The 16,256-nt window shown below is 58.8% G+C and carries 15 protein-coding genes and 2 tRNA genes; 13 read left to right on the plus strand and 4 right to left on the minus strand.

Translation table 11 applies throughout. The annotated features are described in order from the left end of the window. Positions 1–2: 2 nt before the first annotated feature. Positions 3–854 (minus strand): zinc ABC transporter permease AztB, encoded by an 852-nt coding sequence (gene aztB, locus C5L39_RS10290; protein ID WP_123048808.1) that lies wholly within the window; start codon positions 852–854, stop codon positions 3–5. A gap of 29 nt (positions 855–883) precedes the next feature. Here aztB and aztA point away from each other — a divergent pair, with 29 nt between their 5' ends. Together aztA and C5L39_RS10300 are read left to right on the plus strand one after the other, a co-directional pair. Then, positions 884–1,543 carry a zinc ABC transporter ATP-binding protein AztA gene (gene aztA / locus C5L39_RS10295; RefSeq protein WP_123048809.1) on the plus strand — a complete coding sequence of 220 codons (660 nt, stop codon included), beginning with the start codon at positions 884–886 and terminating at the stop codon, positions 1,541–1,543. Then, the gene (locus C5L39_RS10300; protein WP_123048810.1) at positions 1,540–2,634 is read left to right on the plus strand and encodes a GTP-binding protein; all 1,095 of its coding nucleotides are present in this window, start codon (positions 1,540–1,542) and stop codon (positions 2,632–2,634) included. Before aztA ends, C5L39_RS10300 begins: the two co-directional genes overlap by 4 nt. A gap of 214 nt (positions 2,635–2,848) precedes the next feature. On the opposite strand, the gene C5L39_RS10305 is transcribed toward C5L39_RS10300, so the two are convergent. Continuing rightward, positions 2,849–3,238 (minus strand): SHOCT domain-containing protein, encoded by a 390-nt coding sequence (locus C5L39_RS10305; protein ID WP_123048811.1) that lies wholly within the window; start codon positions 3,236–3,238, stop codon positions 2,849–2,851. 847 nt (positions 3,239–4,085) lie between these two features. On the opposite strand from C5L39_RS10305, the gene C5L39_RS10315 reads away from it, so the two are divergent. From C5L39_RS10315 to C5L39_RS10325, 3 genes are all read left to right on the plus strand, one after another. After that, entirely contained in the window at positions 4,086–5,669 is a 1,584-nt protein-coding gene (locus C5L39_RS10315; RefSeq protein ID WP_123048813.1) for an SLC13 family permease, read from the plus strand. 61 nt (positions 5,670–5,730) lie between these two features. After that, positions 5,731–5,803: transfer RNA gene (locus tag C5L39_RS10320), tRNA-Arg, on the plus strand. A 206-nt stretch (positions 5,804–6,009) separates the two neighbouring features. After that, positions 6,010–6,444: a hypothetical protein gene (locus tag C5L39_RS10325; RefSeq protein WP_126268759.1), complete on the plus strand. Its 435-nt coding sequence runs from the start codon at positions 6,010–6,012 to the stop codon at positions 6,442–6,444. 106 nt (positions 6,445–6,550) lie between these two features. On the opposite strand, the gene C5L39_RS10330 is transcribed toward C5L39_RS10325, so the two are convergent. Then, the gene (locus C5L39_RS10330) at positions 6,551–7,558 is read right to left on the minus strand and encodes a prephenate dehydrogenase (RefSeq protein WP_123048815.1); all 1,008 of its coding nucleotides are present in this window, start codon (positions 7,556–7,558) and stop codon (positions 6,551–6,553) included. Between the two features lie 37 nt (positions 7,559–7,595). Here C5L39_RS10330 and C5L39_RS10335 point away from each other — a divergent pair, with 37 nt between their 5' ends. From C5L39_RS10335 to C5L39_RS10365, 7 genes are all read left to right on the plus strand, one after another. Further along, complete coding sequence (locus C5L39_RS10335; RefSeq protein WP_123048859.1) at positions 7,596–8,093, plus strand: tRNA adenosine deaminase-associated protein; 498 nt, start codon at positions 7,596–7,598, stop codon at positions 8,091–8,093. 10 nt (positions 8,094–8,103) lie between these two features. After that, a complete protein-coding gene (locus tag C5L39_RS10340) occupies positions 8,104–8,583 on the plus strand; it encodes a nucleoside deaminase (protein WP_425453882.1) in 480 nt (159 codons plus the stop codon). Positions 8,584–8,665: 82 nt separating this feature from the next. Continuing rightward, a complete protein-coding gene (locus C5L39_RS10345; RefSeq protein WP_123048817.1) occupies positions 8,666–8,875 on the plus strand; it encodes a CsbD family protein in 210 nt (69 codons plus the stop codon). Between the two features lie 62 nt (positions 8,876–8,937). Further along, a tRNA-Ser gene (locus tag C5L39_RS10350) sits at positions 8,938–9,028 on the plus strand. Between the two features lie 109 nt (positions 9,029–9,137). After that, positions 9,138–11,612: an MMPL family transporter gene (locus tag C5L39_RS10355; protein ID WP_123048818.1), complete on the plus strand. Its 2,475-nt coding sequence runs from the start codon at positions 9,138–9,140 to the stop codon at positions 11,610–11,612. Beyond that, the gene (gene tgt / locus C5L39_RS10360) at positions 11,609–12,859 is read left to right on the plus strand and encodes a tRNA guanosine(34) transglycosylase Tgt (RefSeq protein WP_123048819.1); all 1,251 of its coding nucleotides are present in this window, start codon (positions 11,609–11,611) and stop codon (positions 12,857–12,859) included. Before C5L39_RS10355 ends, tgt begins: the two co-directional genes overlap by 4 nt. A gap of 40 nt (positions 12,860–12,899) precedes the next feature. Next, the gene (locus tag C5L39_RS10365; RefSeq protein WP_123048820.1) at positions 12,900–14,438 is read left to right on the plus strand and encodes an SDR family oxidoreductase; all 1,539 of its coding nucleotides are present in this window, start codon (positions 12,900–12,902) and stop codon (positions 14,436–14,438) included. On the opposite strand, the gene C5L39_RS10370 is transcribed toward C5L39_RS10365, so the two are convergent. After that, positions 14,417–15,178, minus strand: a complete 762-nt coding sequence (locus C5L39_RS10370; RefSeq protein ID WP_123048821.1) for a queuosine precursor transporter — start codon at positions 15,176–15,178, stop codon at positions 14,417–14,419. The two genes, C5L39_RS10365 and C5L39_RS10370, sit on opposite strands and share 22 nt — an antisense overlap. Before the next feature lie 76 nt (positions 15,179–15,254). Here C5L39_RS10370 and gluQRS point away from each other — a divergent pair, with 76 nt between their 5' ends. Then, a complete protein-coding gene (gene gluQRS / locus C5L39_RS10375; RefSeq protein WP_123048822.1) occupies positions 15,255–16,193 on the plus strand; it encodes a tRNA glutamyl-Q(34) synthetase GluQRS in 939 nt (312 codons plus the stop codon). The last annotated feature ends 63 nt before the right edge of the window (positions 16,194–16,256 follow it).

The following is a 16,256-nucleotide window of genomic DNA, read 5'->3' on the forward strand; positions in this document are numbered from 1 at the left end:
CCTTATTGAAAATCATTATCATTTACGGTGTGGAGTCTGACTCTACAGAGAAGGGCCTTGGCTGCCAAGATGCTGAGGAAGGTCACCCCGCTCAGGAGGGTTATCGTCGCCCCTGCGGCAGTCTCCGCGTACCAGCTAATCAAGAGTCCGACGTAGACCTGTGCCATTCCAATGGCTGCGGCGACCGTCATTGCCCGCCCGATTCCCTGGACCATGAGTAGGGCCGTGGCAGGCGGTCCGATCAATAGACCAAAGACCAATAATGTGCCCACCACCTGGAAAGAAGTCACGGTGGCCAGGGCTACCAGTGCCAGCATTCCGATATGTGTGAGCCCTGGACGCATTCCGAGCGTGTGTGCTTTGCGCTCATCGAAGGTTAGTGCCGTAAAGGGGCGGTGCAGGATCCAGCAGGCTAGTACTCCCGCGATTGTTGCGGCCCCGATTATCAGGACGTCATTCCAGGCGACGCCGAGAATATCGCCGAATAGGAATGCGGTGAGATCCACGGCGAAAGAGCCAGAGTGCGACACGATCACCACGCCCAGCGACAGCATGGTGATGAATTGCAATCCGATGCTGACGTCCTGCGATAGCCGCGATGACCTGCTCACCGCCACCACGCCGAATGATATTACTAGCGCGCTGGCGGCCGCCCCGATCATGAGATTGCCGCCGAGCAGTGCGGCTATCGCCACTCCGGGGAGCATGCCGTGGCTCATGGCATCGCCAAAGAAGGTGAGTCCGCGCAGGACAACCCAAGTGCCAATTCCGGCACACAGGACCGCCGCCAGGCTTCCGGCCAGCAGTGCGCGGAAAACGAAGGAGGCTTCGAAGGGGACCGTCAGGAATTCCATTTGATAATGATTATCATTAGTGTGAGGGGATGCATGAACCAGTCCACCTGACAGGCATCTGCCACCGATACGGTCGACTGCCTTCCCTCAATGGAATCAACCTCGAATTTCACCCCGGGACTGTCACCGCTCTCGTTGGCGGGAATGGCTCCGGGAAGTCCACTCTTCTAGGCCTGCTCGCAGGCACACTTCGCCCGACCTCAGGGGTCATATCCGGAGTGCCTACCAACACCGCCTTGGTGCCTCAACACAGCACCGTGCCCGACCTATTTCCGGTCACCGTCCGCCGAACAGTCTCCATGGGACGCTGGCGGGCACGTGGCCTTATGCGCTCGCTGAGCCGCAGTGATCGAGGCATCGTCGATCAGGCAATGAGCTGCATGGGGATTGCAGATCTGGCCGATCGCACGCTTGGCGATCTATCTGGGGGACAGCGACAGCGCACTTTCATCGCCCAAGGGCTCGCCCAACAGGCTGACCTGCTCCTGCTTGATGAACCGCTCGCCGCAGTTGATAGCACCACGGTGCTGATGATTGATCAGGCGATCCGGGCAGAGAAGGCATCTGGGACCACCGTTGTTATCGCCACCCACCACTGGGAGCAAGCAAACACCGCTGACCAAGTCATTGTCCTCGACCGTGGGCAACTAGCCACCACCACACTCACCGAGCAACAGGAGCTTGCATGAACACCTCGCACCGTCCCACGCCCGTGACCGTTCTGTCTGGGTTTCTCGGATCTGGAAAAACCACCCTGCTTAACGCCGTATTGGCCAATCGCGATGGTCGGCGCATTGCCGTGATCGTTAACGATTTCTCCGAGATTAATATCGACGCCGCCCTCATTGCGGGCGAAGGCCACCTGACCCGCGGCGAGGATCGCTTCGTGGAACTGAGCAATGGTTGCATTTGCTGCACCCTGCGCGAAGATCTTGTCGACGCCGTCGGGGAGCTGTCCCGCTCGGGCAACTACGACCACATTCTCATCGAATCGACCGGAATCTCGGAACCAATGCCGGTCGCTGCCACCTTCGAATGGGAATGGGAAGACGGCACTCGTCTGGCCGATCTGGCACCCATCGACACCATGGTCACGCTTGTCGACGCCGTCCAATTTATCGATAGCCTCGGCACCCGCGTGCTCATCCAGGATGCCGACCGTGGTGCCACTCCCGAAGATGAGCGCACCGTCGCCGACCTGCTCGTTGATCAAGTTGAGTTCGCCGATCGGATCTATCTCACCAAGACTGACTTAGTCGATGCCGACCGACTCGCAGCGACGATGACGCTGGTGCGAAAGATGAACCCCCGGGCAGAGCTCGACATCATGGTCAATGGGTTCGTTCACGGGAAAAGTGCGGTGAGCGAGATCCTGGGAGCGCATCTCTACAGCGAAGCCACAGCGCGCACCTATCAGGGTTATACGGAGGAATTGGAGAATCCGCACACACCGGAGACCGAAGAATACGGAATTAGCTCCGTGGTCTTCCGTGGTGAACGCCCGCTCGACCGGGGGCGTCTGCTCGAAGTATTGCGATCGACCACCGGACTCGTGCGATCGAAGGGTTACTGCTGGATCTCTGACCGGCTAGAAACCGCCCAAATATGGCATCAGGCTGGCCCAGATCTGTCCATCCAGCCTGCTGGTTCGTGGAAGGCTGCCGGACTGCAACCAGGCAATGAGGTAGTACTCATCGGAGTGCGCTTTGATGCGGCGGCTCTACTGAAGAAGCTGGATGCCGCGATGCTTACCGACGCTGAAGCTGTCCAGCTGGTCTGAGCATTCTTGAGAATGCTGCGCCAGCTCTCAATGTCACGAGGTGACGCATCGGGAGCAGCCAGCGCGCCTTCGCCGATTCAATCTGGGGGCGATTGAGAGTTTTCCCTAGAAACACAAAAACACGACCCGTCTACAGCTTCTGCAGCTGTGTCAGGTCGTGCAATGTGGCGCGGCTTAAAAAGCTAAGGCTAGGCCCGTCCCGCATTGGTGCAAATTAGGAAGCAAGAGCGGAGCGCTTGATCTGCTCGAACTCGTCAGCGCTGATAGCACCGGAATCGAGCAGGGCCTTGGCCCGGCTGATCTCCTCGGCCGGGCTGGCGCCGGCGACGGTGCGGATGTAATCCTCAGCCTGCTTCTGAGCAGCGATGGAGTCCTTCATGTTGCGCTCGGTCATGCCGCGGCCACGGAAAATCAGGTAGACCAAGGCGGTGCCCAAGGGGATGAAGACCAGGAAGATGGCCCAAACAGCCTTCCACCAGCCGCTGAGCTTCTTATCGCGGAACAGATCAGAGAAGACCATGATCAGGAGGAAGAGAGAGGCGATGAAGATGAATGCCCAGAAAAATACGAGAAGGAGGTCCCAGAAGGAGGTGAGGAAATCCATGGTTAAAAGCTCCAATGCTTTAAAAGTATGCGATCGACGGGTCGGCCAATTCCGTACCAGTTGAAGGTCGTCCACGCGTAAACGGCGAGACCCAGGTAGTTATATTAGCCATAGGATCGCTGGTTAGCATAGGTCAGACGAGGAAAAACTCTCAGGTTCTTGTTGGGGTAGGGGTGCCTAACTCGGAGCGATGCTTTCTGAGGCAACAATTGCCACGCTCAGTGTTTATTGTTGATTAATGAACCTAAATGTCGGCATTTCCCATCGGTGGGGGTGGGGGTGACGCCGGTCAATCTCCGTGTTCGCGCTTGTGGCGATCTCTCAGTTGGGGGAAGTCAGGCACGTCTGCGGAGTCCAGTGGCTAGATGGGTGACCAGCAGGTGAGCTGGGCTCCAGATGCTAGAGGTGCTGGACGTTAGGGATGCGGCAATGTCTGGCTTGCCTAGGAGGTTGATTCCCGCATGTGGCTCGGCGTTGACAGGGGAGTTGTTACTGAAGAAATTGAGAACTAGCGCCGAGGACACCCGGTGGACAGTCGGATCTGCTGAGGGGCGGGGTCATAAGGTCGACTATCTGGGCATTAGAGGTGGTCGCGCAGGGCGATTCGGGAGCCGAGGACGTAACTGGTCTCCGGATATGGCCTCTCAGAGACCCCCGAATAAGGGGAGCGGGAACAAAAAGCAGAGCCTATCTGTGCAGGTGGTCGGACCATAGGCCGGAGATAGTGGCGAATGCCTCTCGGTTCATTCGTGATCGGTTCCTTTTTTTGAGGTCTTGGTTAGTAACATCACATCTATCCCATGACCATGCCCATCTCTTTGACATTTAGAAAGATCGTGGACCGAACATGAGCACTCCTCATACAACAGAGAGCACAGCGATGCCGGCGGGGGAGGACACTGAGGTCCGTGATACCCGCGAGTGGTACCGGCAAGCGACCGGAATTATCCTCGGTCTCGTCCTCGCGGCTTTCGTCTTCTTCATCTTCCCGACCGATGCGGGCGAGACTGTGTTGCAGTCCTCCGGCGCTGATGCTGAGGTGGAATACACCTACCAGTCAATGCGCATCGTTGCAGCCACCACCGTGTGGATGGCCGTGTGGTGGATGACGGAAGCTATCCCGCTAGCAGCCACCGCACTTATTCCGATCGCAGTCTTCCCGATCTCACAGATCGCGACCTTCTCCCAGGTTGGCGCACCTTATGCCAGCGCCACGATCTTTCTCTTCTTGGGTGGCTTCCTGCTGGCCCTGGGCCTGCAGCGCTGGAACCTGCACCGCCGTCTTGCACTGGCCGTGGTCTTGGCTGTGGGTACTAGCCCCAAGCGCTTGATTCTTGGCTTCATGATCGCGACCGGTTTCCTTTCTATGTGGGTTTCCAATACCGCTACCGCAGTGGTCATGCTGCCGATCGGTATGTCGGTTCTTCAGCTGACCTCCACGATCGTCGGCGGAATGCACCACCAGAAGAAGTTTGCCACCGGCCTGATGCTGGCGATCGCTTACTCCGCTTCCATCGGCTCCTTGGGCACCCTGATCGGTACTCCTCCGAACGCTCTGCTCGTCGGTTACATGCAAGAAGCTCATGACATCACCATTGGCTTCGGTCAGTGGATGATGGTCGGCGTTCCGTTGGCAACGGTGTTCACCGTCATTGCTTGGCTCGTGCTGATTACCGTGTTCAAGCCGGAAATGGATGAGATTCCCGGTGGCCGCGATCTGATCCGCGAGGAAATCCGCAAGATGGGTCCGTGGAGTCGTCCGCAGATCATGGTCGGCATCATCTTCCTCGGTGCCGCTTTCTCTTGGGTCTTCGTCCCGCTGATCATCGACTGGACCGGCTCTGAGATCGTTTACAGCGACGCCGTCGTCGGTATCATCGCTGGCCTGCTGATGTTCACCATTCCGGCACACGCCAAGACCGGTGTCCGACTGCTGGACTGGAAGACCGCGAATGAGGTCCCCTGGGACGTTCTACTGTTGTTCGGTGGCGGTTTGTCGCTCTCCGGAATGTTCACCCTGACCGGTCTGTCCCTGTGGATTGGTGAACAAGCCAAGGGTCTGCAGGTCCTGCCGATCTTCCTGCTCATGGGCGCTGTCGCTCTGCTGGTCTTGGTGCTTACTGAGTTCACCTCGAACACCGCTACCGCAGCAACCTTCCTCCCGATCATGGGTGGTGTGGCCGTCGGTATTGGCTTGACCGAGGCTACTGAGATGAACGTTCTCCTGCTGACCATCCCGGTCGCGCTGGCCGCTACCTGTGCGTTCATGCTGCCGGTGGCAACCCCGCCGAACGCAATTGCCTACGGCTCCGGCTACGTCAAGATCGGCGACATGATCAAGGGCGGTATCTGGCTCAACATGATCGGCGTCGTTCTGTTGACCTTGACGTCATACTTCATTGCCGTTCCGGTCTTCGGATTGGTGCTCTAACCAGCTGTTTTGTTAGTTGCTGGCAGCGAGTGTAATGTTACATCTCGTTGCACAGCAGCCGGCGCCCGTAGCTCAACGGATAGAGCATCTGACTACGGATCAGAAGGTTGGGGGTTCGAATCCCTCCGGGCGCACAAGAGAAAAATAACAGGACTGCGACACATTAAATTGTGTCGCAGTCCTTTTTTGTGTTGATCCCGCAGGCTATCTCCCGCAGGCAGTGCCCGAGCAGCATCCCTAGCCGCGATGTCGATTAGCTCCCGTTATCCGGCGCTGCGCGTTAATAGTCAGCTAATATTATTTCGATTTTAAAAACTATCAACGAATCTCGGGAGTAGACGTGCTCAAGAAAAATCTCCGTATTGTGTCAGTGTTCTCAGCCGTTGGTCTTAGCCTTTCCTTGCTTGGCTGCAGCACCGCCACCGAAGAAGAGAATGAGGCCTCGGCCTGCGAGTCCTATGACGCCTTGGTCTTGGCGCTCTCAGATGCCTCGGCGGCTGTTGATTCCTCTTCCACGATCGGCGAGATCAGCGATGCTCGTGAGAGCGTGGCAGATGCCTACGCTGACTTCAACGAAGCGCTAGAAGAGGTGGGTGCGGACCGGAGTGCTGCACTGGAAGATGCTTGGGATGACCTAGAGGGTTCTTTCAACAGCGTTGATGATGAGCAGACGATTCCGCAAGCAGTAGAAACCGTCACCCCGGCCATCGAGAATGTTCAAAATGCCCAAGAGGACATGTCGGAAGCGCTCTCCTGTGGAGATGCTGAGGCCTAAAACGGTCTAAAGATACCCTGAGCTTTCTTGAGCTAGACAGATAGCGAGGGACCACCAACGCTGGTGGTCCCTCGCTATCTGTCTGTAGCCCCAATCATTCTGGCGGCTAGAAGATCTCGATCCTCGCACCGAGGGATTCGGCGTGCTCAAGATGTCGAATCCAGCCCTTGGTACCGGGTTGTAGCCGCAGCAGCGGCCGAGAAGAAATCTTGATCGGAGAGACCGATTCGCGCCTTGCGCCGTGGCGAGCCTCAAACCGCTCGCGGGCAGAGTAGCCAGCCTCAGCTAGGCCGGATAGATCCGGTTCAGGGCCGCTGAGGGCCTCCCGGGTCTCTGCCAAGATCTCCATGGCCTCATCAAGGGCGGAGACCACTGCAGGGGCGTTGGTCTCGCACATTGCTTGCACTAGGGCTGGTTGGGTGCTGGCTACTCGAGTGCTATCCCGGAAGCTGCTAGCGGCCAAGGACTGGGCGAGGGTGCCACCATTGTCACCGACGACCGCCAGGGTCTCGGCGAAGACGTGCACCAAGTGGGAAATACGGGCGACTGCGGCGTCATGATGAGCTACCCGTGCTGGGACGGCTTCTGCGCCGACCGTGGCAACCAATCGGACGACGTCGCTCCACAGCTCGATCCATTCGCGATCAGCATTTTCAGCATGGTCATAGGTGACCACCCATGCTGCGCGAGTAAAAAGCCCCTTGTGGGATGCGGTCCAACCACTGTTGGCAGTGCCGGCCATGGGGTGCCCGCCGACATAACGATTGTCCATGCCCCGCTGGTGGACGAGCTGGCTAATCTCAGTTTTGACCGAGACCACGTCAGTGAAACCACAGCTGGGTGCATGTTCGCCGAGGGCATCAAGGAGCCCAGCAATAGCGGGCATGGGTGTGGCTAAGACGATCAGGGCACCTTCTTCCTCCGCGCGGCTCAAGATGCCGGTGAGATCAGAGGAAGTATCGAAGCCCTCTCGACCGGCAGCGCGCACGCTGGCGGTAGAGCGGTCATAGCCGTAGGCAGGATGGTTGCGGCCGGCGAGATCGCGCAGCAAAGAGCCGCCGATGAGGCCGAGGCCGAGTACGCAGATAGGCCGGTTCAGATCAGTCGAGGTCACCTGACAAGTGTGGCACAACCCGACTACTCTCACCGGTATGGAACACGAGGAGTTTGGCCTGAGTTTTGCCGTCGCGGTCACTAGGCCCGAAGAGCAATGGGTGCTCCGCACCTTCGACGATGACTTCTCTTCTCTAGCAACCTCGATCGCAGTGGTACGGTCGTTGCGTTCTGAGGGGCCGGCTTTTGCCTTGTTGTGCGTGGAAGATGAGTATTTTGTGCTCTTTCGCCCCACTCCCAAAGGCGAGCGGCTGTTGATCTCGGATGCCACGATGGCCGTCGATGATGATTTTGCTGCTCAAGTGCTTGCTGAACTTGATGTCGAGATCCCGGATCTCAACCCGGATGAGCTCGATGAGATTGATGGCTGGGCGGACGGTGACTTTGATCTGCTCGAGGATCTAGGTCTGAGCGAGGAAGTGCTCGGAGTCATCGTCGATGACACTGAGCCGCTGCCCTCTGAGCAGCTCATGCGGATTGCTGATGAGCTGGGGTTCGCCGACGCGCTGGCTGAGGCTATCGGGCTCGAAGATTGAGCGGGTTGAGGTGTCTGTTTTGCCGCAAGCACGTGGCTTGACTCGCGCGACGCTGCTGATGCGGCGCGCCTTGGACGTCGCCGCAACCACTCCGCCTGGGGATATTCCGGTGGGGGCGGTGATTTTCGGTCCTGATGGAGACGAGCTGGCGTGGGGAACCAATCGTCGAGAAGCGGACGGCGATCCCACTGCACACGCCGAGGTAGTGGCCATCCGAGCCGCCGTGCAGGTCTACGGGGATGCTTGGCGGCTGAGCGACTGCACCTTGGTGGTCACATTAGAGCCGTGCACCATGTGTGCCGGGGCCATCATGGGCGCGCGGATAGGGGAGCTGATCTTCGGCGCTTATGAGCCTAAGACCGGAGCCTGCGGCTCGCTTATCGACGCCGTCCGTGCCCCCGGCCAGCTGCACCGCCTGGCTGTGCGCGGCGGAGTCCTAGAACAAGAGTGTGCTGGACTGCTGGGAGAGTTCTTCAGCGACTTAAGATAATTTTTAGTGCATTTATTGTGGAATGTCCGTATTCTCGCGAGGGACACTAACCGAACGATCCAAGGATGAAGAGGACACACTCATGGGAGACTTCGAGAACAAGGCAGAAGACCTCGGCGGCAAGGCCAAGGAAGGCTACGGCGAGGCCGTGGGCGATGAGAGCGTCCGCGACGAAGGCCGAGCTGATCAGACCAAGGCCGATATTAAAGACAAGGCTGCCAAGGCCGGCGAGTCCGTGAAAGACGGCGTCAACAAGATCCTCGGCGGATTCCAGGACGACACTAAGAAGTAGATAGGCCTTAACTAGGCCAGGCAATTTGGTCGCACGGCGCGTACTCCATTACTGTTGATGGCGGTGGCGTGTCCGAGCGGCCGAAGGTGCTCGCCTCGAAAGCGAGTGTTGGGTAACCCCCAACCGAGGGTTCAAATCCCTCCGCCACCGCCAAATAATGAAGCCCCCGGCGCTCATCTTGAGCGTCGGGGTTTTTCGCGTTCGGTTAGCCTCGGTAGGCTAGGTTGCGTTCGCTCGTCCAACACTGAGGAAGCCAAACACCGTGGCAAAACTACTGTTCAAACTCGGGCGCTGGTCGTTCCACCGGAAGTGGATTGTCATCGTCTTGTGGCTGGCCATTTTGGCGGGCATGGCAGGGGCAGCTTTTTCCTTCCAAAAGCCGTTTTCCAACCAGTTCAGCATCGGCGGTACTCCGTCGATTGATGCGCTCTACACTCTGCAAGAGAACTTTCCTGATGCTGGAAATCCGGCCGATGCTGCCTCGGTGAACGTGGTCTTTGTCGCTCCAGAAGGCGAGCTGCTCAGCGATCCGGAGAACTTTGCGGCCATCGATGCGGTGATCGATTATCTCGATGACAACCTCGTGGACATCACCGATACGGAACGCTTCGGCAACCCAGTTGAGGTCTCTCCAGCACTTCAAGAATCAGTTATTGAGCAGACCACTTCTCAAGGGTTGCCGGAAGAAACCGCCCTCGAAGATGCCGCGAACCTGGCGATGATCTCCGATGATGGCACGATCGGTTACACCACCTTCACCATCGATGTTGAGTCCTCGATGGATGTCACCCAAGAACAGCGCGACACCGTCACCGCCGCCATGGACCAAGGCCGAGAGCTAGGTATTGAGGTCGAAGCAGGTGGCGCCGGATTCGGTGATCCGATTGAAGTGAAAGCCTCCAGTGAGTTAGTTGGTCTAGTGGTCGCCTTCGTGGTGCTTATCGCCACCTTCGGCTCCCTGACTGCTGCTGGGCTGCCAATTCTCACCGCCGTGATCGGTGTAGGCATCGGCGCTCTCGCCATCACGGTGGCTACCGCCTTCGTTGAACTCAATAACATCACCCCGGTCTTGGCCGTCATGATCGGCTTGGCCGTAGGCATTGACTACGCGTTGTTTATCCTCTCCCGCTATCGCGCGGAACGAAGACGAATGCCCGCCGATGATGCCGCTGGCATGGCCGTAGGTACCGCCGGTTCCGCGGTCGTGTTTGCCGGCGTGACGGTGATTATCGCGCTGGCTGCACTGACCATCGTCGACATCGGCTTCCTTACCGCCATGGGCCTTTCCGCGGCCTTTACCGTGTTGGTGGCGGTCTTTATTGCGCTAACCTTCATCCCCGCGCTGTTGGGTGTGCTCGGGGACCGAGTCTTCGAAGCCAAGGTTCCGGGACTGGCCGGAAACCCAGTGCGACGCGGTGGCAAACGCCGCCGTGGCCGCACCTTAGGTAACCGCTGGGTCAGCGTGGTTCGTAGATTCCCTGGCCTGGTGATGGCCGTGGTGGTACTCGGCCTTGGTGCAATGGCGACACCGGTGCTCCAGATGGAACTGGCTCTGCCTTCGGATTCGACCTCTAACTTCGACACCACCCAGCGCAAGTCTGCCGACATCATGGCCGAGGGCTTTGGCGAGGGCGTCAACGCCCCCTTCTTGGTCATCATTGATGCCCATAACGTCGATCTTGATTCCCCGGCACTGCAGCCACTGATCACGGCGCAGACCTCGATTGCGCAGCAGTCCGGAACAGAGCTTGATGCGCAGGCAGCCGCTTCTACCAGCTCCTTCCTCTACACCGTCGGCCAACTCCAGCTGGTCAACGGCGTTAAGCACGCCCAGCTCATCGAAATCAACGACGATTCCACCGCGGCCCAGATCTTGGTCACTCCCGTCCATGGCCCGGATGATCCCTTGACCACCGAAACCGCCACGGCACTGCGCACCCAAGCAGAACAAATTGCCGACGCCACCGGCGTCGAGGTTGGCATGACCGGCCTCACGGCCGTGCAGATGGACATCACCGAACGACTAGCCGGTGCCATGCCGATCTATCTGGGCATTGTCGTAGGCCTGGCGATTTTCCTGCTGCTGGGAGTCTTCAGATCCGTGCTGGTTCCGCTCGTTGCGGGCCTGGGATTCCTGCTTTCCGTGGGCGCGGCCTTTGGACTGACCGTCTTGGTCTGGCAGGAAGGCCTTTGGGATCTGGTGAACACGCCAGCTCCGCTGATCTCCTTCATGCCTATCTTCCTCATTGGCGTGACCTTCGGACTGGCCATGGACTACCAAGTATTCCTGGTCACCCGCATGCGCGAGCACTATATCGCCTTGCAACAACAATCTGCCGCCAGCACAGATCCCAATGATCCAGTGCGCATCAGCACGATGGATGCAGTGGAAGAATCGACCGTCGTCGGGTTTACCCGTGGTGCCCGCGTGGTCACCGCCGCCGCCTTGATCATGATCGCGGTGTTTATCGCTTTCATCGATCAACCCCTGCCGTTTATCCAGATCTTCGGCTTCGCATTGGGCGCCGGCGTGTTCTTCGACGCCTTCTTCGTGCGCATGTCTTTGGTACCGGCGACCATGTTCCTCATGCGCGGTGCTAGCTGGTGGATACCGGCCTGGCTCGACCGCTTAATCCCACGCCTGGATATCGAAGGCACCGAATTGGAAAAGGAATGGGAGCAGCGCCAAGCTGCGAAGAAAGCCCACCGCGAACAGATGGATAAAGTAACCTCATGACCCACGAAGATCTCAGCTTCACCCTCGGCACGGAATTGGAATCCGGCCCCGGCCGACATGGCCGAACCGGAGTAATCCACACCCCGCACGGCGATATTGCTACGCCAGCATTTATCCCCGTGGCTACCAAAGCCACCGTGAAGACACTGACCCCAGAACAGATTCGGCAGACTGGTGCGCAGGCAATTTTGTCCAACGCCTACCACCTCTACCTCCAGCCGGGCGAAGACATCGTCGATGAAGCCGGGGGAGTGGCCGCCTTCGAAAACTGGCACGGCCCCACCTACACCGATTCCGGTGGATTCCAGGTCATGAGCCAGGGCGTGGGTTTCCAAAAGACCCTGACCATGGAAGCTGCCGCCGGAAATAGCCATTTCTCGCGCAAAAAATCCAACCTGGCGCGTGTGGATGAAGACGGGGTGGACTTCACCAGCTTTATCGACGGCTCACGCCACCGCTTCACTCCCGAGATCAGCATGCAGATCCAGCACCAGCTCGGCGCAGACATCATCTTCGCCTTTGACGAGCTGACCACGCTCATGGACACCCGCGATTACCAAGACGATTCCGTCGAGCGCACGCGCCGCTGGGCGGGGCGTTGCCTCGACGAGCATGATCGCTTGACCATCGAGCGGGCCTCCAAGCCCCGACAGTCACTCTGGGGTGTTATCCAAGGCGCGCAATATGAGGATCTGCGCCGCCAGGCAACCAAGGGCCTGCTTGAGCTCTCCGATGAGGCAGAAGCCCAGGGCCGTCGTGGCTTCGGAGGCTTCGGCATTGGTGGTGCGCTGGAGAAAGAAAACCTAGGCACCATCGTCGGCTGGGTTTGCGATGAGCTGCCCCGCGAGAAGCCCCGCCACCTATTGGGTATCTCTGAGCCCGATGACTTGTTCACCGCCATCGAAGCCGGTGCAGACACCTTTGACTGTGTGGCACCAACTAGGTTGGGTCGCCGCGGCGGGGTGTATACCCTCGACGGTCGTCTGAACTTGAGCGGTGCGAAGTTCAAGCGTGACTTCACCGGCGTCGACGAAGAATTCGGTGGCTATGTCTCCGAAAACTACTCGCGCGCCTATCTCCACCACCTCCTGCGCGCCAAAGAGTTCCTCGCTGGCACGCTGTGCACGATCCACAACGTGGAGTTCATGGTGCGTTTGGTCGACAACATCCGAGCGTCGATTGTTTCTGGTGACTTTGAGGCCTACCGCGATGAGTTCTTGGGCCGCTACTACGCCAATAAACGCTAAGTGAAAACCATCAGCTCGGGGTTATCTCTAGGATGGCTCCATGAGCGAGCTGATCTCTACCACCGGCTATCAAGCCAGCCACCCCACCCGAACCATCCTGGTCACTGGCGCGACCGGATACGTCGGGGGGCGGCTGATCCCAGAATTATTGGCTGCCGGATTCAATGTTCGTGCCACCTCTCGAAACTTGGAAAGTCTGCGCCGCTTTTCTTGGTTTGACCAGGTCGAAGCCGTCGAAGCTGATCTATCGGTCGCAGCGGATCTCTCCCAGATTCTGGAGAACGTGGACGTGGTGTTCTACCTCGTGCACTCGATGGGCAGCGGCCCAACGGATTTCGAATCGGTCGAACGAGACACCGCCACCACTTTCGTGGAGGCTGCGGAGGCGGCCAAGGTAGGCCAAATCGTCTACCTGTCTGGATTGCATCCTCAAGGTGTGGCCTTTGACGATCTCTCCAAGCACATGCGCTCGCGGGAGGCAGTGGCGCGGATTTTCCTTGATTCGCAGGTACCCGCCTTGGTGCTTCGGGCCGCCACGCTGATCGGTTCCGGTTCTGCCTCCTTTGAAATGATCCGGCACCTGACTGAGCGGTTGCCGGTGATGGTGGCACCGAAGTGGATCGCCAATAAGATTGAACCGCTGAGTATCCGCGACACCCTCTACTATTTGGCAGCCTCTGCTGACCTCAACACCACGGTCAACGCTGGCTATGACATCGGTTGTGGAACCAGCTACCGATTCGCCGACCTATTGGCACTCTATGGCCGTGAGCGGGGCCTGCGCCGATGGATTTTTGCCCTGCCCTTTGCCATCCCCGTTGATGTGCTCTCCGGGCTGTGGATTGCGCTGGTGACTCCAGCGCCGCGTCGATTAGCAGTGCCGCTGTCACAATCGATGGCGGAGAACGCCGTGACCATGGACCACAAGATCGCCGAGGTGATCCCCGACCCACCGGGCGGGTTGGCGGATTACCCCACCGCGGTGCGTAGGGCGCTGAAAAGAGAAAGCGAAGAGGGCGTACTCACCTCTTGGGATGGCAGTTGGCGCACCTCCGTCAGCTCAGCTGACTCGTTGCCCACCGATCCGGAATGGTCCGGGCACACGGTCTTTAGCGATGATCGACAAAGCCATTGTGAGCTACCCGCTGAGCAGGTCTGGCGGGTCATCGAAGGCATCGGCGGGCCGAATGGGTGGTATTCCGCGCCGGCTCTGTGGGGCGTGCGCGGGATCGTCGATAAGGTCATGGGCGGGCCGGGCTTAGGCGGGCGACGCGACCCAGCGCGCCTGGTCGTAGGAGACCGCGTTGACTGGTGGCGGGTGGAAGAGATCCAGCCGCCTAGGCGATTGGTATTGCGCGCGGAGATGAAGCTTTCCGGTCGGGCCTGGCTGGTACTAGAAGCCACCCCGGAGCAGACGGGATCAACCTACCGACAGACTGCGGTCTTTTTCCCGCAAGGGGTGCTCGGCAGGTTGTACTGGTGGGCATTAGTGCCCTTCCACTCGGTCATTTTTCCGGTGATGAAACGCAATATTCTCCGCGCGGCTAGCGAACTCGATCAGGCGGCAGAAGGCTCGTAATAGTTTTCCCGGCGTTTGACCCAGGCGATGACGGCATAGGTGACCGGCAGGAGGACGATTTCAATGATGGTCTTCCACAGGAAGCCAACAATGATGTAGTTCACCGTGTCACCGAAGGTAATAATGCCAATTACTGGTGCCGCGATTAGGCAAAAGACCAGGGTATCGCCGAATTCACCGACGACGGTGGAACCGATTAGCCGAGCCCACAGGGACTTTTCACCCGTGTGTTTTTTGATCGAGACCAACACCCACGAGTTGAGCAGCTGGCCAACTAAGTAGCCAAACAGGGAAGCCAATACGATGCGGGGGACTAGCCCCAGCACTTCAGCGAAGGCGTCTTGGCCCTCGTAGAAGTCAGCGGCTGGCAACCAGATGGCGATATAGAAGGTGACTACCGCAAGCACCGTGACAGCGAAGCCGGTCCAGATTGCGCGGCGGGCGGCCTTGAAGCCGTAGCACTCCGCGAGAACATCGCCGACGATATAGGCCAGCGGGAAGAGGAAGAAGGCGCCGTCGGTGATCAGCGGGCCGAGCTGCACACCCTTGGTGGCAGTGATATTCGAGATGAGAAAGACCGCGATAAATAACGCGACGAAGGTGGGATAGAAGCTGGCTTGGATAGGAATGAAGCGGGCGTTTCCGGACGTCGTGGTCTGCTGCGCAGAATCGGCCTGAACCGATTCTGAAGCCACGGCGCCCTGCCCAGATGCAGGGAGGTTTGAGTTATTCACGGCCATGATGCTGCCACACCGATCCTGAAGGCGTGAATCAACCGCTTATACCCAGCCGGTACCCGGCCCATAGAATGGCCTCATGTCTGAGCTTGAAAACCACCCCGGTGCTGGCCGCTACGCCCCCTCTCCCAGCGGTGACCTGCACTTTGGGAACCTGCGCACCGCGCTGATCGCCTGGTTAATGGCACGGAGCACCGGACGAGATTTTCGATTGCGAATCGAAGATATTGATACCCAGCGCTCCTCCGCGGCCTCTGCTCAGCGCCAGATCGAGGACCTACTATCCCTGGGACTGGATTTCGACGGCGTTGCCGTCTACCAATCCGATCGCTTCCCCGCCTATGAGCGTGCGTTAGCCCAGCTAGCTGCAGCTGGGCTGGTCTATGAGTGTTATTGCTCGCGCCGGGAGATCCACGAAGCCGCTCGCGCCCCGCACCTGCCGCCCGGTTCCTATCCGGGAACCTGCCGGGATATGAGCGCTGAGCAACGGCAGCGGCGTCGAGAAGATCTTCAACAACAGGGCCGAGTGCCGGCGCTGCGGTTGCGTGCCGAAGTTGATCATTTCACCATCGAGGATCTCATCCACGGCAGCTACACCGGAGAAGTAGATGATTTCGTCCTGCGCCGCGGCGGCAACGCCGGCCAGGGACAAGACTGGGCCTATAACTTTGCAGTGGTGATTGATGATGGCTTTCAAGGCATCGATCAAGTCGTGCGCGGCGATGACCTGCTAGAAAGTGCCCCCCGGCAGGGCTATTTAGCCGAACTGCTGGGGATTGAAGTGCCCACTTATGTGCATGTCCCGTTGGTGCTCAACGACCAAGGTCAGCGGCTAGCCAAACGCGATGGAGCGGTAACGCTAGCTCAGCTGCGGGAGAACTATTCCACCACTGAGATCCTAGGGATGCTCGCAGCCAGCCTCGGCTATCCGGAAGTGGATTCCGCCGCCGGACTATTAGAGGTCTTTGATCTTCGTGAACTCTCGCGCGAGCCGGTGGTGTGGTCGCAGCCGGGGTAGTGGGGGAGGGGGAGTTTAATTCAGGAAACTCTGAATCAACTACACCCTTCGCCGGCATCCTCA

This window comes from Corynebacterium alimapuense (genome assembly GCF_003716585.1).
Classification (GTDB): Bacteria; Actinomycetota; Actinomycetes; order Mycobacteriales; family Mycobacteriaceae; genus Corynebacterium; species Corynebacterium alimapuense.